General features: G+C 71.8%; 18 protein-coding genes and 1 pseudogene. 11 read left to right on the top strand and 8 right to left on the bottom strand.

Translation table 11 applies throughout. From position 1 onward, the window contains the following. The first annotated feature begins 98 nt into the window (after positions 1-98). Positions 99-2,438 (top strand): ATP-binding protein, encoded by a 2,340-nt coding sequence (locus ACGFNU_RS27745; RefSeq protein ID WP_392598168.1) that lies wholly within the window; start codon positions 99-101, stop codon positions 2,436-2,438. Positions 2,439-2,585: 147 nt separating this feature from the next. Here the strand turns inward: ACGFNU_RS27745 and ACGFNU_RS27740 are convergent, their stop codons facing one another. Further along, positions 2,586-2,786, bottom strand: a complete 201-nt coding sequence (locus ACGFNU_RS27740) for a DUF5999 family protein (protein WP_392598167.1) — start codon at positions 2,784-2,786, stop codon at positions 2,586-2,588. Between the two features lie 254 nt (positions 2,787-3,040). Here ACGFNU_RS27740 and ACGFNU_RS27735 point away from each other — a divergent pair, with 254 nt between their 5' ends. Both ACGFNU_RS27735 and ACGFNU_RS27730 read left to right on the top strand, forming a co-directional pair. Beyond that, positions 3,041-5,377 (top strand): ATP-binding protein, encoded by a 2,337-nt coding sequence (locus ACGFNU_RS27735; protein WP_392598166.1) that lies wholly within the window; start codon positions 3,041-3,043, stop codon positions 5,375-5,377. Between the two features lie 59 nt (positions 5,378-5,436). Continuing rightward, entirely contained in the window at positions 5,437-7,545 is a 2,109-nt protein-coding gene (locus tag ACGFNU_RS27730) for an ATP-binding protein (RefSeq protein WP_392598164.1), read from the top strand. 57 nt (positions 7,546-7,602) lie between these two features. On the opposite strand, the gene ACGFNU_RS27725 is transcribed toward ACGFNU_RS27730, so the two are convergent. Continuing rightward, positions 7,603-8,565, bottom strand: a complete 963-nt coding sequence (locus ACGFNU_RS27725) for a hypothetical protein (RefSeq protein WP_392598162.1) — start codon at positions 8,563-8,565, stop codon at positions 7,603-7,605. An 843-nt stretch (positions 8,566-9,408) separates the two neighbouring features. Here ACGFNU_RS27725 and ACGFNU_RS27720 point away from each other — a divergent pair. Both ACGFNU_RS27720 and ACGFNU_RS27715 read left to right on the top strand, forming a co-directional pair. Continuing rightward, positions 9,409-11,366 (top strand): annotated as a pseudogene (locus tag ACGFNU_RS27720) (tetratricopeptide repeat protein). Continuing rightward, a complete protein-coding gene (locus tag ACGFNU_RS27715; RefSeq protein WP_392598160.1) occupies positions 11,363-12,820 on the top strand; it encodes a hypothetical protein in 1,458 nt (485 codons plus the stop codon). Before ACGFNU_RS27720 ends, ACGFNU_RS27715 begins: the two are co-directional and overlap by 4 nt. A gap of 22 nt (positions 12,821-12,842) precedes the next feature. On the opposite strand, the gene ACGFNU_RS27710 is transcribed toward ACGFNU_RS27715, so the two are convergent. Beyond that, the gene (locus ACGFNU_RS27710) at positions 12,843-13,502 is read right to left on the bottom strand and encodes a TrkA family potassium uptake protein (RefSeq protein ID WP_151560196.1); all 660 of its coding nucleotides are present in this window, start codon (positions 13,500-13,502) and stop codon (positions 12,843-12,845) included. After that, a complete protein-coding gene (locus ACGFNU_RS27705) occupies positions 13,502-14,167 on the bottom strand; it encodes a potassium channel family protein (protein WP_392598158.1) in 666 nt (221 codons plus the stop codon). Before ACGFNU_RS27705 ends, ACGFNU_RS27710 begins: the two co-directional genes overlap by 1 nt. 274 nt (positions 14,168-14,441) lie before the next feature. Between ACGFNU_RS27705 and ACGFNU_RS27700 the strand changes: the two genes are divergently transcribed. Beyond that, positions 14,442-16,490: an APC family permease gene (locus ACGFNU_RS27700; protein WP_392598156.1), complete on the top strand. Its 2,049-nt coding sequence runs from the start codon at positions 14,442-14,444 to the stop codon at positions 16,488-16,490. Next, entirely contained in the window at positions 16,483-17,814 is a 1,332-nt protein-coding gene (locus ACGFNU_RS27695; protein WP_392598154.1) for a class I SAM-dependent RNA methyltransferase, read from the top strand. Before ACGFNU_RS27700 ends, ACGFNU_RS27695 begins: the two co-directional genes overlap by 8 nt. Positions 17,815-18,282: 468 nt before the next feature. On the opposite strand, the gene ACGFNU_RS27690 is transcribed toward ACGFNU_RS27695, so the two are convergent. Both ACGFNU_RS27690 and ACGFNU_RS27685 read right to left on the bottom strand, forming a co-directional pair. Next, positions 18,283-19,092 (bottom strand): hypothetical protein, encoded by an 810-nt coding sequence (locus ACGFNU_RS27690; RefSeq protein WP_392598153.1) that lies wholly within the window; start codon positions 19,090-19,092, stop codon positions 18,283-18,285. Positions 19,093-19,132: 40 nt separating this feature from the next. Continuing rightward, complete coding sequence (locus ACGFNU_RS27685; RefSeq protein ID WP_392598151.1) at positions 19,133-19,444, bottom strand: hypothetical protein; 312 nt, start codon at positions 19,442-19,444, stop codon at positions 19,133-19,135. A 150-nt stretch (positions 19,445-19,594) separates the two neighbouring features. On the opposite strand from ACGFNU_RS27685, the gene ACGFNU_RS27680 reads away from it, so the two are divergent. Together ACGFNU_RS27680 and ACGFNU_RS27675 are read left to right on the top strand one after the other, a co-directional pair. After that, the gene (locus ACGFNU_RS27680; RefSeq protein ID WP_392598150.1) at positions 19,595-19,963 is read left to right on the top strand and encodes a helix-turn-helix domain-containing protein; all 369 of its coding nucleotides are present in this window, start codon (positions 19,595-19,597) and stop codon (positions 19,961-19,963) included. Positions 19,964-20,068: 105 nt separating this feature from the next. Further along, positions 20,069-20,326, top strand: a complete 258-nt coding sequence (locus tag ACGFNU_RS27675) for a hypothetical protein (RefSeq protein WP_392598149.1) — start codon at positions 20,069-20,071, stop codon at positions 20,324-20,326. 57 nt (positions 20,327-20,383) lie between these two features. Here ACGFNU_RS27675 and ACGFNU_RS27670 read toward each other — a convergent pair whose 3' ends face one another. Then, on the bottom strand, positions 20,384-21,406 hold the full coding sequence (locus ACGFNU_RS27670; RefSeq protein WP_392598148.1) for a DUF1906 domain-containing protein: 1,023 nt from the start codon (positions 21,404-21,406) through the stop codon (positions 20,384-20,386). A 283-nt stretch (positions 21,407-21,689) separates the two neighbouring features. Between ACGFNU_RS27670 and ACGFNU_RS27665 the strand changes: the two genes are divergently transcribed. Continuing rightward, positions 21,690-23,384 carry a hypothetical protein gene (locus ACGFNU_RS27665; RefSeq protein ID WP_392598147.1) on the top strand — a complete coding sequence of 565 codons (1,695 nt, stop codon included), beginning with the start codon at positions 21,690-21,692 and terminating at the stop codon, positions 23,382-23,384. A gap of 96 nt (positions 23,385-23,480) precedes the next feature. Beyond that, the gene (locus ACGFNU_RS27660; RefSeq protein WP_392598145.1) at positions 23,481-24,407 is read left to right on the top strand and encodes an LLM class F420-dependent oxidoreductase; all 927 of its coding nucleotides are present in this window, start codon (positions 23,481-23,483) and stop codon (positions 24,405-24,407) included. 118 nt (positions 24,408-24,525) lie between these two features. Here the strand turns inward: ACGFNU_RS27660 and ACGFNU_RS27655 are convergent, their stop codons facing one another. Further along, the gene (locus ACGFNU_RS27655) at positions 24,526-25,992 is read right to left on the bottom strand and encodes an MFS transporter (protein ID WP_392598144.1); all 1,467 of its coding nucleotides are present in this window, start codon (positions 25,990-25,992) and stop codon (positions 24,526-24,528) included. Between the last annotated feature and the right edge of the window lie 6 nt (positions 25,993-25,998).

The raw sequence follows: 25,998 nt of genomic DNA, 5'->3' as shown, positions 1-25,998 counted from the left end.
CGCGCAGGGTGACCCGCGGCCGGCGCGAGGCGCGAATGACTGCGGCGACTTCCAGCACGCATCGGCCGGGACGGCTGCCGGCCGAGGTGACGAGTTTCGTGGGACGCCGGCGAGAGATCGCCGACGTCCGCCAGCTGCTGACCAGATCCCGGGTGGTGACGCTCACCGGCCCGGGTGGCGTCGGCAAGACCAGGCTGGCCTCGCGGGTGGCGGCCGACGTGCGGCGCGCGTTCCCGGACGGGGTGTGGCTGGTCGAGCTCGCCGCCCTGCAGAACTCCGAGCTCCTCGTCCAGACCGTGATCGACACCCTGGAGATCCAGGATCGGACGTCCCGGTCGCCGATGCGGGTGCTCATCGACCATCTGCGCGACCGGCGGGCGCTGCTCGTCCTCGACAACTGCGAGCACCTGCTCGGCGAGACCGCCGTGCTGGCCGGGGAGCTGCTACGCGCCGCCCCCGACCTGCGCATTCTCGCCACCAGCAGGCAGGCGCTCGGCATCGTGGGCGAGCAGACGATGGGCGTCCCGCCGATGCCGCTGCCGGGCTCCGGCCAGCAGGATCCGGCCGCCGACGCGCTCGCCGGGTCGGACGCGGTGCGGCTGTTCACCGACCGGGCGGTCGCGGTGCTGCCCGGCTTCACGCTGACCGACGACAACCGCGGCGTGGTCGAACGGATCGTCCGCAGGCTCGACGGCATCCCGCTCGGCATCGAGCTGGCCGCCGTCCGGCTGCGGGTGCTGTCCATCGGGCAGCTGTATGACCGGCTCGACGACCGGTTCCGGCTGCTGTCGGCCGGGTCGCGGACGGTCATGCCCCGGCACCAGACGCTGCGGGCGCTGATCGACTGGAGCCACGCCCTGTGCACCGAGCAGGAGCGCCTGCTGTGGGCGCGCGCGTCGGTGTTCGCGGACGGCCTCGACCTGGACGCGGCCGAGGTGGTCTGCGCCGGCGACGGCATCGACCGCGACGAGATCATCGATCTGGTGGCCGGGCTGGTGGACAAGTCGGTCCTCATCCGCGAGGAGCAGCCGTCCCGCGTCCGGTACCGGCTGCTGGAGACCATCCGCCAGTACGGCCTCGACCGGCTGCGGGAGTCCGGCGAGGAGGCGAGGCTCCGGCGCGCGCACCGCGACTACTACCGGGATCTGGCGGTCCATGCCCAGCGGGAGTGGTTCGGTCCCGACCAGGTGACCTGGTTCGAGCGGCTGCGCAGCGAGCACGGCAACCTGCGCACCGCCCTCGACCTCTGCTTCGCCACGCCGGGCGAGCACGCGCAGGCCCTGATCATGACGACGGCGCTGCGCTACTACTGGATCGCCGCGGGCTTCCTGCGTGAGGGACGGACCTGGGTGGAGCGCGGCCTCGCCTCGCCGGGCGCCTCGCCGGGCGCGTCGGACGCGCTAGACGCCTCGGACGCCGCCCCGGACGACGTCCGTGCCCTGGCCCTCTGCATGCTGGCGAGGCTGGCGATCCTGCTGAACGACTTCGCCGCGGCGGAATCGGTGCTGGACGAGAGCCGCGCCCTGGCCGAGCGCCTCGGCGACAGGGCGATCATCGCGCAGGTCCGGTACGTGTCGGGCCTGGCCGCCCTGTTCCAGGAGAAGCTGCCGGACGCCCTGACGCTGCTCACCGAGGCGACGTACGACTGGTACGGCGAGCTCGGCGACGAGATGGGCATGGTCAACTCGATGATGTACCTGGCCATCGCCCGTTCGTTCCTCGGCGATTCCGGCGGGGCCGTCGCGCTGTTCGAGGAATGCCTGCGCAGGTGCGGGGCGCGGGGCGAGCACTGGTTCACCTCGTACGCCAAGTGCGGCTACGGGCTGGAGGTGTGGCGGCAGGGCGACCCGGCGCGGGCGATCGAGCTGGAGCACGAGAGCATCCGGCTCAAGGAGCCGTTCAACGACGGGCTGGGCATCGCGCTGTGCGTGGAGGTCCTGGCCTGGATCGCCGCCGACGAGGACGACTGCGAGCGCGCCGCCCTGCTGCTCGGGGTGCTCGGCCCCCTGTGGCGGTCCGTCGGCGGATCGCTGTTCCACTACCTGCGGACGTTCCACGAGAACTGCGAGCGGAAGGCGCGGGACCGCCTCGGCGCCAGGAGGTTCGACTCGATCATGGCCAGGGGCGCCGGGCTCGACCTGCGGCAGGCGGTCGCGGTCGCCCTCGGCGAGACGGCCCCGGTGGACGAGCCGTCCGGGGCGGCCGGCACGGAGTCGCCGCTGACCCCCCGGGAGCTCGAGACGGCCCGTCTCGTCGCGCGGGGACTGACCAACAAGGAGATCGCGGCGGCCCTGGTGATCTCCAGACGGACCGCCGAGGGCCATATCGAGCACATCATGAACAAGCTGGGCTTCAAGTCACGGACCCAGATCGCCGTCTGGGTCGGTGAGCTGGACCGGGCCGCGGAAGGCGGCGCCGCCCCCGGCGGCGAGGCGTGACGACGGAGGCGGCGCGGGCTCAGTACGGCAGCACCCGCCCGGAGGGGGTCCGCCGGTCGGTATCGACCTTGGCAGGTCGTTTGGGCGGCTTGCTGATCCGGATCCTTCGCATTGCGTGATTCTCCTGGTGTCGCGTGATTTGCCTGGTCACGAGGCCTTTGCCAGGTCCTGGACGGCGCGCTGGACAGGGACGCTGCGTCCGTCGGGCAGCAGCTCGCCACCGTCGTCGAAGATCACGATGCCGTTGCAGAGCAGCCCCCAGCCCTGTTCGGGGTGGAAGATCACGAGCCTGGCCGCGTCATGGTCGGGCGCTTGTGCGGCCGGGCAACGGGGTTGGTGCTGACACATGGCTCGTACCTCGATCCTCGCCGGTGGGGGCGTGGTTCTTCGGACACCTGAAGCATGCGACGGCGAGGGGTGGCCGTGGGACGGGGAGAACCCCCGTATGGATACCCATTCCGCCTACGTAGGTAGTCGTCCGTGCACGGGGAGTGCTCCGGGCATAGAGTGGCCTCAGTGGGTGATCGTGGCGCGAGGCGATGATGGCTTTAGCGACATCGAGCGCCTCGAGACGGCGGCAGGTGTCCAGGCTTCCGGCCGAGGTGACGAGTTTCGTGGGACGCCGGCACGAGGTTGCCGAGGTCAGGCGCATGCTCTCGGGCTCGCGGGCGGTGACGCTGATGGGCGCGGGCGGCGTCGGGAAGACCCGGCTGGCCGTCCGGGTGGCGACGATCATGGAACGCTCCTTCGCCGACGGCGTGTGGCTCGTCCAGCTGGCCGATCTCGACAAGCCGGAGATGCTCGTCCCGACGGTTCTGGAGAGCCTGGAGATCCGGGATCACTCGAGCCGGCCGCCGATGGACGTCCTGATCGAGCATCTGGAGCACCAGCGGATCCTGCTCGTCCTCGACAACTGCGAGCACCTGCTCCACGAGTGCGCCGTCCTGGCCGAGACGCTGCTGCGCGCGGTCCCGGACCTGCGGATCCTGGCCACCAGCCGGCACGTGCTGGGGATCGCGGGCGAGCAGACGTTCCCCGTCCCGCCGCTGCTCCTGCCCGACCCGGAGCCGCACGGCGCGGCGGCGTCGGACGCGGTGCAGCTGTTCACCGAGCGGGCCCAGGCCGTGCTGCCCGAGTTCGCGCTCACCGACGACAACAGGGAGGTCGTTGAGCAGATCTGCCGGCGGCTCGACGGCCTTCCGCTGGGCATCGAGCTGGCCGCCGTCCGGCTGCGGGTGCTGTCGGTCCGGCAGCTGCTGGACCGGCTGGACGATCGTTTCCGGCTGCTCACCACCGGGTCGCGGGCGGTGCTGCCCCGGCACCAGACGCTGCGGGCGCTGATCGACTGGAGCCACGCCCTGTGCACCGAGCAGGAGCGCCTGCTGTGGGCGCGCGCCTCGGTCTTCAGCGGCGGCCTCGACCTGGAGGCGGCCGAGGCGGTCTGCGCCGGTGACGGGATCGCCCGGGAGGAGATCGTCGACCTGGTCGTCGGCCTGGTGGAGAAGTCGATCCTGACCCGGGAGGAGCAGCCCGGCACGGTCCGGTACCGGCTGCTGGAGACCATCCGGCAGTACGGCCGTGAGCGCCTCGCCGAGTCCGGCGAGGCGGCCGAGCTCGCGCGACGGCACCGCGACCACTATCGCCGGCTGGCGGCCGAGGCCCGCCGCCGGCTGTTCGGGCCCGACCAGGTCGCCTGGCTCGCCCGGCTGCGGCTAGAACACGCCAACCTGCGCACCGCGCTGGCCAACTCCCTCACCAGCCAGGCGGACGCGTCGGCTGGCCCGGAGGACGCGTCGGCTGGCTTGGGAATGGCGGCTGACCTGCTCTACCACTGGATCACCAGTTACTACCTGGCCGAGGGGCGCCGCTGGCTCGACCGTGGTCTGGCGGCCTCTACCGAACGCGGCGAGGTGCGGGCGCGGGCGCTGTGGGCCAACGGCTGGCTCGCCGTCATCCAGGCCGAACCCGCGGAGGCCGCCGCGATGCTGGCCGAGAGCAAGGCCATCGGCGAGGAGCTGGGGCTGGAGCCGGTCCTCGGCTACGTGGCCGTCTTCGCCGGGATGATCGCCATGTACGAGCAGGACACCGCGAAGGCGATCGCGCTCTACGAGGAGGCCGTGGCCCGCCACCGCTCCACCGGCGATCCGGTGGGCCTGGCGCTGGCGCTCATCCGGCTCTCCCTCGCCCACTCCTTCCTCGGCGACTCGGCGCGCGCCATCGCCGTCGGCGAGGAGGGCATCGCCGTGTGCGAGGCCCACGGGGAGGGCTGGCACAAGGCGTACGCCCAGATGGCCCTGGGCATCGAGATCTGGCGGCAGGGCGACACGCGGCGCGCGGCCGGGATGGAGCAGGAGAGCCTGCGCTTCAACCGCGTCCTCGGCGACCCGCTCGGCATCGGGGTGAACCTGGAGGCGCTGGCCTGGATCGCGGCCACCGAGGAGCGGTACCCGCGGGCGGCCCGGCTGCTGGGCATCGTGGCCACCGTCTGGAAGGCGATCGGTGCTCCGCTGTCGGGGTACGGGCATCTGGTGCATTTCCACGACGAGTGCGAGGCCCGGACGCGGGAGGCCCTCGGCCGGGCGGCGTTCGGCAAGGCCTTCCAGCGGGGCGCGGGGCTGCCGTACGACGACGCGCTCGCCTACGCCCTGGAGGAGCGGACGGCGGCGGCCGCCGGGGCCGGGCCGGGTGCCGCACCGGGCGCCGCGTCCGGGCGGGGCGCGGGCTCCTCGCCCCTGACCCCGCGGGAGACCGAGATCGCCGGCCTCGTCGCGCAGGGCATGAGCAACAGGGAGATCGCGGCGGCGGCGGTGATCGCCCAGCGCACCGTCGAGGGCCACATCGAACACATCATGAACAAGCTCGGGTTCCGTTCCCGCGCCCAGATCGCCGCCTGGGTGGGAGATCAGCCCCAGCCGGGGGAGGAGCCACCGCCTGGATGACGAGCCGGGCGACGGGCCGGGTGGTGAGCCGGGTGACGAGCCGAGGGTGATGAGCCGAGATGTCTGGTTACGACGAAATGATGGCGAACGACCGGCCGCCCGGCCTGTCCGAGTTCATCGGGCGCGGACCGGAGCTGGCCGAGCTGCGCCGGATGTTGCCCAGGGCGCGGCTGCTCACGCTGACCGGCGCGGGCGGGGTCGGCAAGACCCGGCTGGCCCGGCGGGCCGCGCACAAGCTGCGGGGGCGGTTCCCGGGCGGGGTGGAGTTCGTGGAGCTGGCCGCCCTGGCCGACGGCGCACTCCTCGAGTCGGCCGTCGCCTCGGCCCTCCGGCTCCGGCACAGCGGGCGGCAGGCCATGCCGGTCCTGGTCGACCACCTGGCCGACAAGCGCATGCTGCTCGTCCTGGACAACTGCGAGCATCTGCTGCAGGCGTGCGCCGACCTGGTGGACCGGCTGCTGAAGGGCGCCCCGCGGCTGCGGATCCTCGTCACCAGCCGGCAGCGGCTGGGCGTGCCGGGCGAGCACGTGCTGGACGTGCCCGAGCTCCACGTCCCGCCGACCGGCGCGGCCGCCGGCGACATCGCGCGGAGCGAGGCGGTGCGCCTGTTCGCCGAGCGGGCCGCCGAGGTGCGGCCGGGGTTCGTCGTGGACGCGGCGAACGCCCCCGCCGTCGCCCGGCTGTCCCAGCGCCTGGAGGGCCTCCCGCTGGCCATCGAGCTGGCCGCGGCGCGGCTGCGCACGATGCCCCTGGACGAGCTCGTACGCAAGCTCGATGATCGCTTCGACGTGCTGGCCGCGCGTGACCCGTCCCCGGCCGGAAGCTCGGCGCCGCCGCACCACGAGACCCTGCGCGCGACCATGGACTGGAGCCACGGCCTGTGCTCGCCCGCGGAACGGCTCCTGTGGGCGCGGCTGTCGATCTTCTCCGGCGGCGTGGACCTGGACACCGCCGAGGCGGTGTGCGCGGGCGACGGGATCGCGGCCGAGGAGGTGTTCGAACTGCTCGCCGGGCTGGTCGACAAGTCCGTCCTGGCCACGGGACGGCGTGAGAGCGCGGTCCGCTTCGGCATGCTGGACAGCATCCGGGCCTACGGCCGCGAGCAGCTGGCGCACACCCCGTCCGTCGAGCGACTGTACGAGCGGTACCGCGATCACTACCTGCGCCTGGCCGCCGGCAACCGGATCGACGCGCTGGCGCCCGACCAGCTCGGCCGCATCGCGACGGTGCGGGCGGAGCTTCCCAATCTGCGCGCGGCGCTCGACCTGTGCTTCACACGCGGCGATCCCTCGGCGGGGCTGGAGATCGCGTTCGCGCTGTGGGGGCACTTCCTCCTCAGCGGCGCGATCAGCGAGGGACGGCACTGGGTGGAGCGCGGCCTGGAGCTGGGGCCGCAGGCCGGGACCACCCGTGCCAAGGCCCTCTGGGCGAGCGCCCTGTTCGCCCTCCATCAGGACGATCGCGCCGCGGCGATGCGGCGGGCGGACGAGGGCCGGGCGCTCGCGGAACGGACGGGGGACCCGGCGGCCGCCGCGTTCGCCGTCCAGACGTCCGGCATGATCGCGCTGGCGGTGCGCGACAGCCGGCGCGGGTTCGAGCTGATGCGGGAGGCGCGCGCCCGTCTCCAGGCCGTCGGTGATCTTCCCGCCGTCGGGGTCAACCTGTACTACTCGGCGTCGGTCGGCGTGATCGAGAGCCCGGAGGTGTCCGCCGCCCTCGGCGAGGAGCTCCTCGCGCTGAGCGAGGCCCGCGAGGCCCCGCTCTTCCAGGCGTACGGGTCGCTCGCGCTGGGGTTCGCCGCCTGGAGGCAGAACGATCCGGGCGCGTGCGAGGCCAGGATGCGCCGGGCGGCCCGGATCCTCGGCATCGCCGGCGATCGCTGGGGGCTGCTCATGTGCCTGGAGGCCCTCGCCTGGACCGCCGGACGGCACGGGCGGCACGAACGGGCGGCCCGGCTGATGGGGGCGGCCGGCCGGCTGTGGCAGACCCTCGACACGCCTCCGGTCGAACTGCAGTTCCTCGCGGCCTCGCACCGGACCTGCGAGGCCGCGGCGCGCCTGGACCTGGGCCTCCCGGAGTACGCCACGGCCCGGCGCGCCGGGGCGCGGCTCGAACTGGACCGCGCGGTCGCCTACGCGCTCGCGGACGAGGGAGAGTCACCCGGCTGAGCAGGGGCTGACGAGACGGCCCAGCCGGGGCGAGCGCGTGGCGACCGCGCGGAGCTCTTACCTGGGGGAGGCGGGGTCCGCGGGCCAGTTCCCGACCGTGTGCACCCAGTCGTCGGCGTGCACCAGGCGGCCGGGCAGCCCTGCGGACCGCAGCCAGTCGACGGCGTCATGCCCGGAGACGAGCGCCGCGGCACCGGCCGTGCCGGCGTCGACGCAGCTTCCGGCCGTGACCGAGACCGAGCGCCACGGCCCTCGCACCTGGCCGCCCGAGCGAGGGTCGACAACATGCGGAACGTCCCGCCCCTCACCCAGGCTGTACCGCAGCGCACCCACGCCGTGCTGCGGCAAGCCCGGGCCGTGCTGCGGCAAGCCCGGGCTGTGGGATGGCGAGCCCGGGCTGTGGGGTGGCGCGGCCAGGTTGCGGGTGGCCAGGCCGCCTGGGGTTCGGAGCACGACGTTCTGGCTGAACGCGACCTTGTCGTGGTCGTTGTTCACCCGCGCGTGCCAGCCCGCGGCGGGAACGGGGCCTGCCACGCCGATGTTGCCGGCGACGGACACGAAGACCCCGCAGTCCGCCTGGCCTGCGGCGAATTCCGCGGCGCGGTCGGCGGCGAACGCCGTCGCCGTGGGCCAGAGGTCGAGCGTCGTGCCCGGAGGCAGCGTCACGGTGCCCTGCGGGTCGTCCACCACGATCGACCGCCGGGCTCCGGGCGGGCCGCTCGCGGCGGGATCGACCAGCCCGCCGGTCACCTCCGCCGCGTGCAGGGCCGTCCACAGCAGCGCGTGGAACGTGGTGCCGACCGGGACGGGCCGGCCGGCCCCCGCGTGGACCCGGGCGAGGTCGGAGTCGCCGCGGTACGCGCCGCAGGCGGCGTCGACGTCGGCGAAGACCTGGTCGACGGCGCGGCGGGCGACGATGAGCCGGTCGAGGTCGGTCACCATCAGCGTGGCGAACCCGCCCCAGAGCGGAAAGCGCTCCGCGCCGAGCGTCATCTCGACCGGCCCCCTATGGAGCCGCACGTCTCCACGGTTCAGCAACGTTCATCCCCCCTGCTCGACGGTGACGCCAGGTGAAGCTCGGCGTTCACAGGAGCCTGCCCCGGGGGTCCACCGAGGGGGAGGGGGTAAATCCCCATATCACCACCCATTCGCTACCCACCCCGTACGTACGCGTGAAGATCGTCCGTGCGGTCCGGGCCGGGCGTGACTTCCCGCCTGCGTTTCCGCGACGTGAACGTATCAATGGCCGTATCGGGCCGTTGTTAACGGCTTTCGCCGGCGCCAATGGCGCGATAAAGTCTCTTCAGGTGTGCCGGGAAGTCTGGTCGGCAAGGTGTTCAACCTGCGACCAGGAGGCCCGATGAGACCCCACACGAGAGCCGCGGCGACATATCGCCGCGTTCGTTCTCCCCCCTCCTTCCCCAGCCACGGGGGGCCTCCCGATCGCCGGGCGTGACGGCCGTCCTGGCCGCACGCCCACCTCCTCGCGCTGACGCATTTCATTGGCCGATGCCTGTTCTCGCACCGGTTGAATCACCATGCGGTTCATTTCTTCCACGCATTTTTCGAGGGCTTTTCGTGCTGCCCTGAAGAGGTCGGTGTTTTGTCGTGAACACGTTGGAGCGGTGCGCGAGTCCAGGGTGCCGGGGCTCGATCGACGAGGGTTACTGCGATGTCTGTGGCGTCGTGGCGGCGTCGGCCGCGCCGCCGGCTCCGGTCGCCTCCCGGGTCTCCGTCCCGTGGCGCCGGGGATGGCGCGGCTCGGGGAGATCCGGTCCGATCGTCGAGCGGGAGGGCGCCGCCTGGCCCGAGCTGGTGCCGGGGCTGCCGCACGCCCCCTCCCGGGACCCGGCGGCCGTGGTGATGACCGATCCGGAGGTGCCGGAGGGCAAGCGGCGATGCAGCCGCTGCGACCTGCCGGTGGGCCGGGGCTCGGCCGACCGGCCCGGCCGGACCGAGGGCTTCTGCCCCCGCTGCGGGAAGGCGTACTCGTTCACGCCCAAGCTGCGGCCCGGTGACATGGTCGCCGCGCAGTACGAGGTGGCCGGGTGCCTGGCGCACGGCGGGCTCGGCTGGATCTACCTGGCCATGGACAAGAGCGTCAACGACCGCTGGGTCGTCCTCAAGGGGCTGCTGGACGCCGGCGACGCCGAGGCGATGCGCGCCGCCGTCGCCGAACGCGGCTTCCTGGCCGCCGTCCAGCATCCCAACATCGTCGAGATCTACAACTTCGTGGAGCACTTCGGCGCCGGCTACATCGTCATGGAGTACGTGGACGGCCGCTCGCTGCGGGACCTCGTGCTGGAGCACCGTGCCACCACCGGAGAGTCGCTCCCGCTGGCCCAGGTGCTCGCCCACGGCCTCGACGTCCTGCGCGCGCTCGGCCACCTCCATGAGCAGGGTCTGCTCTACTGCGACTTCAAGCCCGACAACGCGCTGCGGACGGCGGACCGGCTCCGGCTCATCGATCTCGGCGGCGTCCGGCACATCGACGACGAGCACAGCCCGATCTACGGGACGATCGGATTCCAGGCGCCCGAGATCGCCGAGTCCGGGCCGTCCATCGGGTCGGACCTCTGCACGGTCGCCCGGACCATGGCGGTGCTGAGCTTCGATTTCACGGGATACACGGGCCGGTACAGGTACTCCCTGCCGGACAGGGACAAGGTGCCGCTGCTCGCGCGGTACGAGTCGTTCGACCGGCTCCTGCGCAGGGCGACCCACGCGGACCGGCGCGAGCGGTTCGCCTCAGCGGCCGAGATGGCCGAGCAGGTCGCCGGGGTGCTGCGCGAGGTGCTGGCCGCCGAGGACGGCCGTCCCCGGCCGGCCCGGTCGTCGCTCTTCGAGGAGGAGACCCATGCCGCGGGCACCCGCGGCGGGCTGCGCCCGGCGCCGCATGAGATGGCCGTCGCGCTGCCGTGGCCGCGCGTCGACCCCGGCGATCAGGCGGCCGACCATCTCGCCGGGCTGGACGAGACCGGCCCGGCCGAGGTCCTCGCGGAGCTGGCCGCCCTGCCGGCCGAGTCGGCGGAGGTCGCCCTCCGCCGCGCACGCGCGAACATCGAGCTGGGTGAGCTCGCCACGGCCCGGTCCATGGTGGCCTGGCGTCGCGTGGACTGGCGTACGGCCTGGTATTTCGGGCTCATCGAGCTGGCCGAGGACGACCTCGAGGCGGCGTCCCGCGCGTTCGACCAGGTGTACGGGTGGTTCCCGGGCGAGACGGCGCCCAAGCTGGCGCTGGCCTACTGCGCGGAGCTGAAGGACGATCTGGAGACCGCGAAGCGCTACTACCTGCGGGTCTGGCGGACCGAACGCGCCCATGCGGGGGCCGTGTTCGGGCTGGCGCGGGTCCTGGTCGCGGAGACCGGGCGGGAGCCGTCGAGATCCTGGACTCGGTGCCCCGGACCTTCGCCTGCCATGTCGACGCCCAGGTCGGCGCCATCCTCGCCGCTCTGCGCGGTCGAGACCCCGACGACCTTCCGCTGGTCGAGCTGCTGGCCGCGGCGGGACGTCTCGAACTCCTCGACCTGGCGGCCGAGCGCCGGGACCGGCTGGCGGCGCTGGTCCTGGAGGCGGCGCTCGGGCAGGTGCTGGCCGCCCGGCCGGTGACGCGCCCGCCTTGGTCGTCCGGCCTCCGCGGTTCACTCGCCGCCCTGGTGGCGGCGGGTGAGGAGGCCCTCGGCGCCGTGCTGGAGGAGCATGACCTGCGGCTCGCTCTGGAGGGGATCTACCGGGAGCTGGCCAGGGCGGCGGACGGTCCGGCCGAACGGCGCTCGCTGGTCGACTGTGCCAATGCCGTACGGCCGAGGTCGCTGGTATGACTCCCACCGGCAGTACGAGCCCGCCGAGCCCCACCGGCAGTACGAGCCCGCCGAGCTCCGCGGGCTCGACGAGCCAGGGGCCTGCCGTCACGGCCTCCGACCCGGACGCCGTCGGCCTGCCGGTACGGGCACCGGCGTGGGCGCCCACCACGGGATGGCCCCCTGCCCCGAGCACGCCCGCATGGATCCGGAGCCTGGCCTTCGTGGCCACGGTGCTGGCGATCGTGTCGGGCCTCATCGCCGCGACCGGCACGGCCGCCCTCCGCGACGATCTTCGGGAGATCGGCCACCGGTCCGGGCGGCAGTTCAGCGTCGCCTCCGAGACGTACTCCGTGCTCGCCGACCTGGACGCCCATGCCGCCGCCGTCCTGCTGGCCGGCACCGAGCCCGCCACGAGCGGGCGGCACCGGGCCGCCCTGGAGGCCTACGAGCGGCGGCGCGTCGAGGCGGCCGACAAGCTGTACCAGGCGGTCGCGGCGGCGGACGGCGCGCCGGAGGCCGCCGCGCTCCTGCGCCGGGTCCTCCACGACTTCGGCCGTTACCAGGCCCTGGTCGCCGAGGCGATGACCCTGGACGGGCAACGGCCGCGTCCCGCCGGCGAGACGCCCCCGGCCGTGCTGGCCCGCTACCGGGAGGCGGCCGATCTGATGAAAGGCTCGATCCTCGCCTCCGCCGAGCGGCTCGCTCAGCTCAACACCGACCGGATCGGACGTGCCGAGGGAACCGGCCGGGGCACGGCGCGTGCGATGACGGGGGCTGCCCTGGCCGTGGGCGCGGTGTTGTGCGGGGTACTGATCTTCCTCCAGGTCGAGCTCTCCCGGCGGGTGCGCCGGCGCCTCAACCCGGGGCTCGCCGCGGCGACGGCGGTCGCGCTCGCGTTCCTCACCGTGACCGTGGGCGTGTTCACGACGGCGGCCGCGGACCTGCGGACGGCCGAGAAGGACACGTCCGGCTCCGTGGTCGTCCTCTCCGAGGCGCGCGGGATCAGCTACGACGCCAACGCCGACGAGAGCCGCGGCCTTCTCGACCCGGCACGCGGGGCCGAGTACGAGAAGGCCTTCCAGGCCAAGTACGAACGGCTCGACGGGCTCCTCGCCCTCTCCTTCGACGACACCGCCCTCCCCGGCGAGCGCGAGCGTGCCGTGGAGACACTGTCGGCGCTGCGCGAGTTCGGGAGCGGGCACGCGAAGATGCCGCTGCCGGCCGCCGGCCGGCAGCAGGAGGCGACCCGGCTGGCCGCGGGCCCTGAGGCACGCGACGCGGACGATGACTTCGACCGGTACATCCTGGCGCTGGAGGCGTTCCTGCTGATGAACCAGGAGCATCTCGACCAGTCCGTCGCGGCGGGGGAACGGGGGCTGGACGGCGGGGCCCTCGTCCCGGCCGCCGCGACGGCGCTGGTGCTCGGCCTGATCTACGCGGGAGTGCGCCCGCGCCTGGCCGAATACCGCTAGCGCGGCGTCCGGCCGGGGCCGATCAGCGGGCGCTGAGGAGCTCGGCCAGCTCGTCCTCCACGTCCTGGCTGGCCACGAACATGAGCTCGTCGCCGGGCTCCAGGGTGTCGTCGCCGGTCGGGACGAGGACGCGGCCCTCGCGCAGGATGGCCACGAGGGCGGTGTCGCGGGGCCAGTCGATCGACGCCACCCGTTCGCCGCCCAGCGGGGCGTCCTCGGGGAGGGTGAGCTCGACCAGGTTGGCCTCGCCCTGCCGGAACGTCATCAGCCGGACGAGATCACCGACGCTGACGGCCTCCTCGACCAGGGCGGACAGCAGGCGCGGGGTCGACACGGCCACGTCGACGCCCCACGACTCGTTGAAGAGCCACTCGTTCTTGGGGTGGTTGATGCGGGCCACCACGCGCGGCACGCCGTACTCGGTCTTGGCCAGCAGGGAGACGACCAGGTTGACCTTGTCGTCGCCGGACGAGGCGACGACGACCTGGCACCGTTCCAGCGCGGCGTCGTCGAGCGAGGCGATCTCGCAGGCGTCGGCCAGCAGCCACTCCGCGCGGGGGACCATCTCGACCTTGATGGCCTTGGGGCTCTTGTCGATGAGGAGCACCTCGTGGCCGTTCTCCAGCAGCTCCTGGGCGATGGAGCGGCCGACGGCCCCGGCCCCGGCGATCGCGACCCGCATCAGTGGTTCTCCTCGATCCTGGTGGCCACGGCGGCGTTGATGCGCTCCACGTCGTCGGAGCGGGCCATGATGTGCACGATGTCGCCGTCCTGGATGACCGAGTCGGCGTGCGGCACGAGGGCCTCGCCCATGCGCGACAGGAACGCCACGCGGGTGCTGGCGGCCTCCTCCAGGCGGGCGACCTTCTGGCCCACCCAGATCGAGCCGGTCTCGAGCTCGGCGAGCACGACCTCGCCGGTGGGGTCGCGCCACAGCGGCTCGGCGCCCTCCGGCAGCAGCCGGCGCAGGATCTGGTCGGCCGTCCACCGGACGGTCGCCACGGTCGGGATGCCCAGGCGCTGGTAGACCTCGGCGCGGCGGGGGTCGTAGATCCGCGCGACCACGTTGTCGACGCCGAACGTCTCGCGGGCCACCCGGGCGGAGATGATGTTGGAGTTGTCGCCGCTGCTCACGGCCACGAAGGCGGACGCCTGCTCGATGCCCGCCTCGGCGATCACGTCGCGGTCGAACCCGAACCCGGTGATGCGCCGGCCCTTGAACCCGCTGCGCAGCCGGCGGAAGGCCTCGGGGCTCTGGTCGATGATGGCCACCGAATGGCCCTTGTCCTCAAGGATGTGGGCGAGCGTCGACCCGACGCGCCCACAGCCCATGATCACGATATGCACGGCCATCCTTCTCTCGACAAGGGGAACGACCCCCTACACCCCGCCGGCACAGCCCGAGGATCGTCTGTCTGCGAATGATCCTTGCCGGGCTGCAAAACTACACATCCGCCCAGGCAAGTACTACCCAAGCGGCAACGAGTCCAGCCACGGGGAGGTTTCCGGTACATCGGCGGGAACGTTCCGGCCGGAAGATCGACAGGTCGGGGCGGAGGCGGCCCGCGGGACGGCGGGGGCGTCGCTGGGACGCCGGGCCGAAGGGCTAGAGTCTCGTTCCGTGTCGAAGGCTTCGGACCTTGTGAAACGGCTGCTCCTGGGCCGTGCGCTGCGCAGTGCCCAGCAGCACGAGCAGCTTCTGCCCAAGCGGATCGCGCTCCCGGTCTTCGCCAGCGACGCCCTGTCGTCGGTCGCGTACGCGCCGCAGGAGATCTTGATCACGCTCGGCATCGCCGGGCTGGCCGCCTACAAGTACACGCCGTGGGTCGCGGCCGCCGTCGTGGTGATCCTGCTGACCGTCGTCGCCTCGTACCGGCAGAACGTCCGCGCCTACCAGAGCGGCGGCGGCGACTTCGAGGTCGCCACCGAGAACCTGGGCGGCAACTGGGGCGTGGTCGTGGCCAGCGCCCTGCTGGTCGACTACGTCCTCACCGTGGCCGTGTCGATCTCCTCGGCGGCCGACAACCTGGGCGCCTTCGTGGGTTTCGTGGGCGAGCACAAGGTCGCGTCCGCCATCGCGATGGTGGTCGTGCTGACCGTCCTCAACCTGCGTGGCCTGAAGGAGGCGGGCACCGCCTTCGCCATCCCGACCTACCTCTTCATGTTCGGCATCTTCAGCATGCTGATCTGGGGCTTCACCCGGATGGCCTTCGGCACCGAACTCCGGGCCGAGACGGCCGACCTGGAGGTGCGCGGCGAGGAGATGGGGGTCGGCGGGATCGCGCTGGCCTTCCTGCTGATGCGCGCGTTCGCCTCCGGCTGCGCGGCGCTGACGGGCGTCGAGGCGATCAGCAACGGCGTGCCCGCGTTCAAGAAGCCCAAGGGGCAGAACGCGGCGACCACGCTGCTCATGCTCGGTGTCATCGCCATGACGATGTTCGGCGGCGTCACCGCCATGGCCTACATCACCGACGCCAAGTTCGGCGACCCCGCGCACGGCAGCACGCTGATCGACCCGAAGACCGGCCAGGACGTCTCGGACCAGGACCCGGTGGTGGCCCAGGTCGCGCACACGGTGTTCAGCAACTTCACGCCGATGTTCGGCTTCGTGACGCTGATGACCGCCCTGATCCTGGTGCTGGCCGCCAACACCGCCTACAACGGTTTCCCGGTGCTCGGCTCCGTCCTGGCGCAGAACCGCTACCTGCCGCGCCAGCTCCACACGCGCGGCGACCGGCTGGCGTTCAGCAACGGCATCATCATCCTCGCCGCGGCGGCCGGGCTGCTGATCTACGCCTACGGGGCGGACGTCTCCAAGCTGATCCAGCTCTACATCGTCGGCGTGTTCGTCTCGTTCACCGTCAGCCAGACCGGCATGGTCCGGCACTGGAACCGGCTGCTCAAGACCGAGACCGACCCGGCGGCGCGGCGTGAGATGCACCGGGCCCGGGCGATCAACGCGTTCGGCCTCTTCATGACCGGCACGGTCCTGATCGTCGTCCTGATCACGAAGTTCACGCACGGCGCGTACATCGTCTGCATCGCCATGCCGATCCTCTTCCTGCTGATGAAGGGGATCCGGCGGCACTACGACCGGGTCGCCGAGGAGCTGGTGCCGTCCGGCGAGGACGTGGCGCTGCCCGCCCGCAACCACGGCATCGTCCTCGTCTCCAAGATCCACAAGCCGACGCTCCGGGCCCTGGCCTACGCGCGCGCCACCCGCCCGTCCACCCTGGAGGCGGTCACCGTCGCCGTGGACGCCGAAGAGTCCCAGCGCCTCCAGGAGGAGTGGGACGCCCTCGACGTGCCCGTGCCGCTCAAGATCCTCGACTCCCCGTACCGGGAGATCACCCGCCCCGTCCTGGACTACGTCAAGAGCATCCGCCGCAAGAGCCCGCGCGACGTGGTCACCGTGTTCATCCCCGAGTACGTGGTGGGCCACTGGTGGGAGCACCTGCTGCACAACCAGAGCGCCCTGCGGCTCAAGGGCCGGCTGCTCTTCCAGCAGGGCGTGATGGTGACCAGCGTCGCCTGGCAGCTGCACTCGTCCGACCGCCTCAAGGGGCGCGCCGAGCCGCTCGGCCCCGGCTCGTCCCGCCGCCCGCCGCGCCTGGCCCCCGAGGATGAGGGAGCACGCGCAGGTGGCGGTATCGTTTCGGACCGTGACTGAAGACGAATACCTCGACCTGGAGGTCGGCAACGTCGCCAACGGCGGCTTCTGCGTGGCCAGACACGAGGGCCGGGTGGTGTTCGTCCGGCACGCCCTGCCCGGCGAGCGGGTCCGTGCCCGCGTCACCGACCGCACCAAGAACTTCCTGCGCGCCGACGCCATCGAGATCCTCGAAGCCTCTCCCGACCGCGTAGAGGCGCCCTGCCCGTTCGCCGGCCCCGGCCGCTGCGGTGGTTGCGACTGGCAGCACGCCTCCCTGCCCGCCCAGCGCCGCCTGAAGGCGGCCGTGGTGGCCGAGCAGCTAGAACGCGTCGCCGGGATCACCCGCACCATCACCGTCGAAGAAGTCCCGCAGCCGGTCGAGGACGAGGCGTACGTGCGCGGACCTGGCCTGGGCTGGCGCACCCGCGTGCAGTTCACGGTGTCCGACGGGGTCGTCGGCCTCCGCAAGCACCGCTCCCACGACATCGAGCCGGTCGACGAATGCCTCATCGCCCACCCGGGCGTGGAGATGATGGGCATCGAGCGGCATCGCTGGCCCGGCGCCTCCTCGGTCGAGGGCATCGTCTCGGCCGCCACCGGCGACCGCCTCGTCAGCCTCCGCGAACGCGGCCGCAAAAGGGCCCGCGTGCCCCGCCTCGAGGTGCCCGTCCGCCTCGTCCGCGGCAAGCCGGAGCCGGGCAAGTCCCTCCCGTACGTCCGCGAAGAAGTCTCAAACCGCATGTTCCAGGTGAGCGGCAGTGGCTTCTGGCAGGTGCACCCAGGCGCCGCCCAGCTTCTTTATAACGCCGTCCTAGAAGCCCTAGAGCCCAAGCCAGGCGAGATCGCCCTGGACCTCTACTGCGGCGTAGGCCTCTTCGCCGCAGGCCTGGCCGAACGTGTGGGCCGCGAGGGCCTCGTCGTAGGCATCGAGTCCGACGCCCAAGCCGTCCGCGACGCCAAGTTCAACCTCCGCGATTTGCCCAACGTCGCGATCGAGCGCGGCCCCGTCGAAGAGATCCTGAGCGACCTGGAGTTCGGCCGCGCCGACGGCTCCGACCGCTCCCAGAACAAGCGAGGCACCCACCAGGGCGGCGCCCGCGCCCGCAGCGCCGACATCATCGTCCTAGACCCACCCCGAGCGGGCGCAGGCAAAGAAGTAGTAGACCGCATCGCCAAACTCGCGGGCCGCAAGATCGCCTACGTCTCCTGCGACCCCGCGACCCTGGCCCGCGACCTGGCCTACTTCAGCGAACGAGGCTGGACCCTGGAAACCCTCAGAGCCTTCGACGCCTTCCCCATGACCCAACACGTAGAGTGCCTAGCCACCCTGATCAAGGGCTAGATCGCCAGCGGACGTCCGTTCCGAGCTCATCAGCCGTCCACCGGAATGGCGTACGCGAGCTCGTACCGGTCGACGGGAACCACGATGTCGGCCGTCTCCACCGGCCGGTCCGCGGTGCGGTAGGTGCGGCGGATCACCATGACGATCGAGCCGATCGGCTCGGCCAGCTGCTCCGCCTCCGCCGCCAGGATCGACCGGGCCAGACCATGTGGGCCGAGTTCGGTTGGGGCATCGATGAGTAAGCGCTTGACATTGCGGGTGGTGTGGCATGGATGAGGTGACTGCGCACGTGCCGTTCGCTGTGGTCACGGCGCGGGCTCTGGAAGCTGAGGCCGTTCGGAGTGGCTACAGCAAGGCTCAGGTCATCGACTTCGCTGTGCGGTCGTGGGACCAGCTGGCCAGAGGGATGCCGGCGACGGTCGCGGATCTTTAGATGATCTCCCAGGCGGCTTGAGGCGGGCGAGCCTGCTATTCGCCGATGATTTCCAGATCGAGATCATGAAATGCCTGCCGTGCCCAGGGGAGGAGCTCGTCGGGTTGCGCCATGATGCGGTCTCGAAGCTTGACCAGCACGGACGCGCGCCATTCGCGGGGGAGCCGGTCGGCGTCGGCGGCCAGCTGACGGAGCAGCAGCGAGGTCGCGAGCAGGCGTTCGTCCTCGGCCGACCTGCGCACGGCGGCGCCGGGCACGTCGCGTACCAGGGCGCGCCGCAACCGTGTGCGAGCGGTCTCGTGGAGCCGGTCCCAGACCTCGAGGCCCTCGATGAAGTGGATCAGGCTGCGGCCGAGCACTTCGTAGTAGTGGAGCAGATCGTCGCGGAGCTGCTCGTGGCTCTTGCGCGGGGAGTGGACGGGGATCGTCCCCAACCGCAGGAGGGACTCGGCCAAAGCGGCCAGGCGGTTGGGAGTGAGGGGGGCTCCGGAGAGGGAGATCTCCTGGGATCTGCTGAGCTTCAGCTCCTTCTCGTCGAAGGGGAGCTCCGCTTCGCGGACGGCCTCGAAGAACGACGCGGTGACGAGGACGAGGTGGGCGGCGGCGAGCCGTTCGGTGCGGTCGAAGCGGCTGAGGCCGCGCATGCGGCCGGCGAGACCGTTGACGAGTTCGTGGCTGTGCCGGACGAGTTCCGCTTTGGCGTCGAACAGGCTCACCGCGAGTTCGCTGCCGCCGCCGGTGGCCGCGAGGAGGAGGCCTCCGGTCAGCTTGTCGAGCGCGGTCACGACCTTGCTGTCGCCGCCGAGCAGCTTGACGGCGTCGGCGTAGCTGAGCCTCGAAGACATGCCCCAATCGTCCCTGAAATGGGACGAGATGGGCCGGGTTTCAAGGGCTTAGGAAGGCTATGAGGGCGGCTACTGCTACGGAGGCCATGGCGGCTATCAGGGAGAGGAGGGCGATGGTGTGGCGGAAGCGGTTGTCCAGGTGCGCGCGGGTGACCTGCTCGCGTTCGGCGGCGCTGAGGCGGGCGTCGAGGTCTTCGATGAGCCTGGCCTGGTCGTCCGCGCGGCGTTCGTGCAGCTCGTCGCTCTGGGCGAGCAGGGCGAGGCGTCCCTCCTGGTTCGCCAGCCGGACGTCGGTGTCGCGGCGGAGCTCGGCGATGGCGAGCTCCAGGGTGAACGCTCCGTCCTCGGTCACGGGGTACCACTCCTTTTCGTGTACCCTTCACAATAGGTATCTATCGGTAATACTTCAAGGCATTATCGGTAAGAGTAAGTAAGTGTCCGGGAGGAAATATTCGACTGGCGGTTACTGGATGTTCCTTAATGTTTCCGTCATGCTGGTCGCATGGACAGGGAGCGGATCGCCAAGTACGTCGTGGCGCGCCGTGGGTCGCTCGGCCTGACCCAGGAGCAGCTGGCCGAGCGCGCCGGGGTCACGGTCAAGACGATCTACAACCTGGAGGCGGGGGAGCGGTGGCCGCAGGCCCGGACGCGCAGCGCGATCGAGAGCGCTCTGGAGTGGCGGTCCGGAGATCTCGTGCGCATCGGCGAGGGGCTGGAGCCCGCGCGGCAGGAGACCGACATGACGGTGATACTGCGCGAGCTGGAGGAGCTCAACGCCTACTTCGCCGACCTGCAGGCCGACGCGGGCGACAAGCGGCGGATGGCGCTGGCCTTCCTGCGCGCGCTCTACGGCGAGCCCGACGGGCGCTGAGGTTTCGAAGATTTCCGGCTCTGACCGGTTGTTGCGGGCACTGACTCGCGGGCACACTGGTTGTGCCCGTCCACGTCAAGAGCGCTCGCGAAGGAGGGACGGCAGATGCGCGCAGTACGACGCGCGGCCTGTCTCTTGCTCTGCGTGGTGGCGGCCGCCGGGGTGGCGTACGCCGGAGCTCCCGCTGTCGACGCGGTCCTGGTCCTCGTCGTCGCGGGCTTCGGGTTCGTCATCGTGCGGGTCGGCCGGGAGATCCGCGAGCAGCAGCGGCGCATCATCCGGCAGCTGGAGGTCCAGACCCTCGTCATTCACAACGCCGCTCGGTTGGCCGCCGAGCGGCTGGACGAGTCCAAGGAGGGGTGAGCGGGCCGGGGCCGCCCGGTCTTGCCGGCGCGGATGGGCGAACCCCGGCACGCCCGGCTACTTCCAGTAGAGGAGCTTGGCGGTGCCACTGGCGACGGTGGCGGGAGCCGGCCCGTGCTGGATGAGCTGGAAGCGGACCCGGCGGTCCTTGCCCACCGAGTCGGCCGAGACGCCGTAGAGCAGGTTGGTCTCGTCGCCCACGGAGGCGAAGTCCTGGACGGCGCCGCTCTCGAACTTGGCGTTGTCGGCGTTCTCGACCTCGATGGCGCGGGCCTGGATGCGGGTACCGGACGGGACGCCGCGCACCTTGATGTTGGCGGTGAGGGAGTAGAAGGCGGGCCCGTTCAGAACGCTCGGGCCGCCCTCGTCGGCGTGCTGGTGCTCGGTGTCGGAGTACTCGACATTCCACACGACGGTGGTCCAGATGCCGGCGGGGAGGTTCTGCTCGCCGGCTCCGACGGAAACGTATTCGGGCATATCGTCCTCCACGGGCGAGACGCCGACGCGCCACTGCCCGTAGTCAGCTTTCACGGCGCGGTCGTAGTCGACGATCACGCCGTTCATCTCATGGTCGTTGGAGTACTGCTGGAGCTGGGCTCGCGAGTCCCACTGGCCGTTGGACCAGGCGTACGTCTGCCAGCCGTAGGTGATCTTCTTCGCGTCGAACGCCCGCTTGAGCGGGCCGTATCCGGCGTAGACGCCCACGCGGTCGCGGCCGATGACGCTCGCGGCGCCGTCGAGGTAGGCGTTGATCGCGGCCTGCTGGGAGGCGGAGGCGTCGAAGTCGACGGCGAAGTAGATCGGCCGGTCGGCGGGCATCCCGACGGCGCGGGCCTGCCGGTCGGCGTCGCGGGCGTCGGCGATCCCGGCCTCCCGGCCCGCCAGCGCGCGGGACGCGGTCGTCTCCCAGACGACCACCAGCCACAGGCCTTCGTCGGAGAGCTGGTCGGCCTCGTCCCTGGTGAGGTTCTTGCCGGTGGTGTCGTGCGAGAGATAGCGGCACACGAATTTCGCGCCGGCACGCTTCAGGGCGGCCGGACCCGGCCGCCCCCACGCGTAGTCGACACCGAAAACTGGCATCTCGGCTCCATTCGTCTGGACGATTCAACACTTGCGGCCGCTCCTGCGCAGCCGAATCGCCACAGATGATGTTCTTTCCGGTCGTAGGGGACATGTGACCCGGATGATCTGCCCGATGGCCGCGCTTCCATGTCCACGGGGCGGCTGAGCTGGGGCGGTCGCGCTTGACCGAACGTTGACGTCACCGGGTGTGACGACACGCCGACGCGGCGCTAGGAGATCGTTCCGGCCGGGACTACAACGGAGCTGATCAAGCTATAGGGCCAGGTCACGGGGGACCACGATGATCCAGAAGGCGAAGGGGCGCACCGGCGCCCGCGGCCTCGTCATGCTGACGGCGGCGCCGCTTCTCGGGGTCGTCGTCCACGCCGCCGGCGCGGACCAAGTGGCCCAGGCCGACGGCCCGGTACGGGTCGCCGCCGAGCGGCACGCCAAGCCGCACGCCGAACGGCAACGCGAACGGCACGCCAAGCTGCATGGCAAGCGGCAGGACGATCGGCAGCATGCGCACAAGCACGGCAAGGGGCACGGGTCCCGGGGGCTCGTCGTGGACACCTCCGGTCCGGCGTCGGCGATCGTCCCCGGCCGGACGTACAACTGGCCGTTCACGGTGACGAACACGTCCGCCGCGAAGACCGGACCGGCCGTCTTCCGGGCGTCGCTGCCCGCCTCCCTCGGCTTCGTCTCCGCGACACGGAAGTGCTCGTTCGCGAGTGGCGCCGCAGTCTGCCCGCTCGGCGCGCTGAAGCCGCGCAGGGCCGTGACCGGGGTCATCACCGCGAAGATCGGCTCGCAGGCCAAGCCGCGCGAGACGATCACCGGCACGGCCACGGTGAGCTGGGGGCGTTCCCGGGTCTCGAAGCCGTTCCCGCGGGTGCGCGTGGCCGACACCGCCGACGTCTCGATGACCAAGACCGCGCCGCCGGCGATCCGTCCCGGCGAGGCGATCCCGTACGAGATCAAGGTCCGCAACGCCGGGCCGTCGGCCGCGACCGCGGTCGTGGTGGAGTCGCCGCTTCCGCTGGACGCCCGGCGCGGACGGCCTGGACAGGGGCAGCACTGCGGCGTTGGCCACAACAACGGTGGTACCGGCAACCAGAACGGCGTTGGCGCCGGTAACCAGAATGGCTCGCCCCGCAACCAGAGCACGACGCCCGGCATTGAGGGCGGCTCGTCCAGCGTTCAGAGCGGTCGAGCCGGCTGTGGCGCGGCTCCTGGTTCGGGGCAGGGGGAAGTGCGGTCTGGACGTGGGCCGCGGTGTGGCAGTGGCCCGGACGGCAGGCCATCGTCGGAGGGCGGCGCCAGGGGTGGACACGCCTGCGGCTCCCAGGGAGGCGCGTCGGGCGAGGTCCGGGGCAGGGTGCCGGTCGAGATCATCTCGGGCGACTCCGGCTGCCGGCGGCGCGGCATGAGCTACGTGTGCGGCATCGGCGCACTCGCGGCCGGCCAGGAGAAAACGCTCCGCGTGAAGCTCCGCATGGTCAAGCAGGCCAAGCCCGGAACGGCCCTCATCTGGCCGTCCAAGGCGATCACCTCGACGATCGAGCTGAACCTCGGCAACAACTCCGCCAGCACCCGCACCGAGGTCCGCGAGCCCGGCGCGTTCAAGCCCGGGGCGCCGCAGGCACCGCGCAAGCTCGCGAACGAACCGCGCAAGCTCGCGAACGAACTGCACAAGGCCGGGAACGCGCCGCGCAAGGGCGGGAATGATGAGCACCGCGGCGTGCCCGGCGACCGGGAGGGGCTCCCCGTGCACGGCGGTCCGAACGGCCTGCCGGACGGCGGCACCGCGACCGGCGGCAACGGCGACGGCGGTGGTGCCCCGGCCAAGGGCGTGCGCGCGCTGCCGCGTACCGGCATCCGTTCAGCGATCGTGTTCGACGCGGCACTGTGCCTGACCGGCGCCGGCCTCATCCTGGCGGGGCTGGGCCGCCGTCCGCGCCGCCGTCAGAACGCTGACCAGCGCGAGGACGCCTGACCGGACGCGTCACCCGCGCGGGGCCCGGAAACCGGATCGGCCGGTTTCCGGGCCCCGTCGTCGCGTCACCCGGCCGCGCGTACGAGGATGGGCACCATGCGTCTTCGGATCTTCACCGAGCCCCAGCAAGGGGCGAGCTACGAGACATTGTCGTCGGTGGCCAAGGCCACAGAGGACCTGGGGTTCGATGCCTTCTTCAGGTCCGACCACTACCTCAAGATGGGCGACATGTCCGGCGATCCCGGCCCCACGGACGCCTGGATCACCCTCGGCGCGCTCGCCCGCGAGACCAGCCGCATCCGGCTCGGCACGCTGATGACGGCGGCCACGTTCCGGCTGCCCGGCCCGCTGGCCATCGCGGTGGCACAGGTGGACCAGATGAGCGGCGGCCGCGTCGACTTCGGCGTCGGCACCGGCTGGTTCGAGGAGGAGCACACCGCGTACGGCATCCCGTTCCCCAGCCTGAACGAGCGGTTCGAACGGCTGGAGGAGCAGCTGGAGATCTTCACCGGGCTCTGGGGAACGCCGCACGGCGAGACGTACGACTTCGAGGGCACGTACTACCGGCTCGCCAATTCGCCCGCGCTGCCCAAGCCCGCGCAGGACGGCGGCCCGCCGGTGCTCATCGGCGGCTTCGGCGCCAAGCGCACCCCACGCCTGGCCGCCCGTTTCGCCGACGAGTACAACCTGCCGTTCCACCGGTTCGAGGACACCGAGATGGCGTTCGGGCGGGTCCGGAAGGCCTGCGAGGAGGCCGGCCGCACCAAGCCCATGGTCTACTCCGCCGCGCAGGTGGTCTGCTGCGGCCGCGACGAGGCGGAGATCAAGCGCCGGGCCGACGCGATCGGCCGCGAGGTGGACGAGCTGCGCGCGAACGGCCTGGCCGGCACGCCCGCCGAGCTGGTCGACAAGATCGGCAAGTTCGGCGAGCTGGGCGCCGAGTGCCTCTACCTCCAGGTGCTCGACCTGGACGATCTCGACCATCTGGAGCTGCTGGGCACCGAGGTCCTCGCCCGCCTCTGACCGGAGACCCCCGCTGGCGAACGGGCCCCGCAGCCGTACGACTCGCGCGGACGGACGAGTCCCGCACCCGGAATCTCAGGTGCGGGACTCGCCGCTCGTCGGCCTCGAAGTGCGCGCTTCAGTGGGTGGGCTCCTGGTCGGGGCGGGGGTGCTTCGGCAGCAGGAAGGTGACGGCGAAGCTGAGCGCGAGCATGCCGACCACCACCCAGAGCGTCACGTTCATGGCGTGCTCGAAGTTCGCGCCGGACGCCGCGAGGTGCTCGCCGAGCAGGTTGAAGAAGATCGTGCCGAGCACGGCGGCGCCGAGGGCGGAGCCGAGCTGCTGGACGGCGGTGAGCGTGCCGCCGGCGGCGCCGGTCTCGTGCTGCTCGACGCCGGCGAGGACGGTGTCGAAGAACGGGGCCATCAGCAGGCCCATGCCGAGCCCGGTGACGACGAGCGCGGGGGCGAGCTGCCACGGGGACACGCCCATCCCGGCCGCCTGGAGGGTGGCGGCGACGCCGAGGACGCCGCCGGTCATGATGACGGTGCCGCCGTGGATGACCTTGCGGCCGAAGCGGGCGACCGCCTGGGCGACGCCGAAACCGACGATCATGCCCGCGGACCAGGGGATCTGCGCCATGCCCGCCTTGAACGGCGAGTAGTGGAGGCCGAGCTGGGTGTAGAGGCCGAACACCATGGCGAAGCCGGTCATCCCGGAGAAGAACACGATCCCGAGGATCAGGCCGCCGCTGAAGCCGCGCTTGCGGAAGAGGCTCGGCATCACGAGCGGGTCGCCCCCGGCGCGCTGCTTGCGGATCTCGTACCGGACGAAGACCGCGAAGACCGCGGCCGAGCCGGCCATCATCGCGAAGGTCCAGGCGGGCCAGCCGAGCTCGCGGCCCTGGACGAGGGGATAGACGATCAGCCCGGCGCCGACCGCGGCCAGCACGGCGCCGACGAGGTCGAGGCGGCTGGCGTGCCGGGCCTTCGACTCGGGCAGGAACTTCAGCCCGGCCACGAGGGCGGCGACGCCCACCGGCAGGTTGATGAGGAAGATCATGCGCCAGCCGGTGCCGAAGAGGTCGGCGCCGATCAGCCAGCCGGCCAGGACCGGGCCGCCGACCGACGACAGGCCCATGACCGGCCCGAACGCGCCGAACGCCGCGCCCATCTCCTTGGGCGGGAACATCTCCTTGATCATGCCGAGGCCCTGCGGCAGCATCACGGCGCCGAACAGCCCCTGCAGCACCCGCGAGCCGACGAGCATCTCGGGTGACACCGCCAGGCCGCACAGCAGCGAGCCGGCCGTGAAGCCCGCCGCGCCGATCAGGAACATGCGCTTGCGCCCGTACAGGTCGCCGAGCCGTCCGCCGGTGATGAGGCCGATCGCCATGGCCAGGGTGTAGCCGGCGGCGAGCCATTGGATCATGCCCGCCGATCCGCCGATGTCGGCGCGGATGGTCGGGGCGGCGATCGTGGTGATCAGCGAGTCCAGCAGATCGAGGATCTCGCCGGCCAGGATCACGAAGAGCGCGACCCAGCGCCAGCGGTAGAGCGTCTGTGCGGTCCCGGAGCCGGGATCCGCGTCGAGTGCGGTGGTCATCGGTGC

Origin of the sequence: Spirillospora sp. NPDC048911, from assembly GCF_043198015.1 — a bacterium.
Lineage (GTDB): Bacteria > Actinomycetota > Actinomycetes > Streptosporangiales > Streptosporangiaceae > Spirillospora.
The sequence above is the reverse complement of the archived record's forward strand: the minus strand, read 5'-3'. Positions and strand labels throughout refer to the sequence as shown.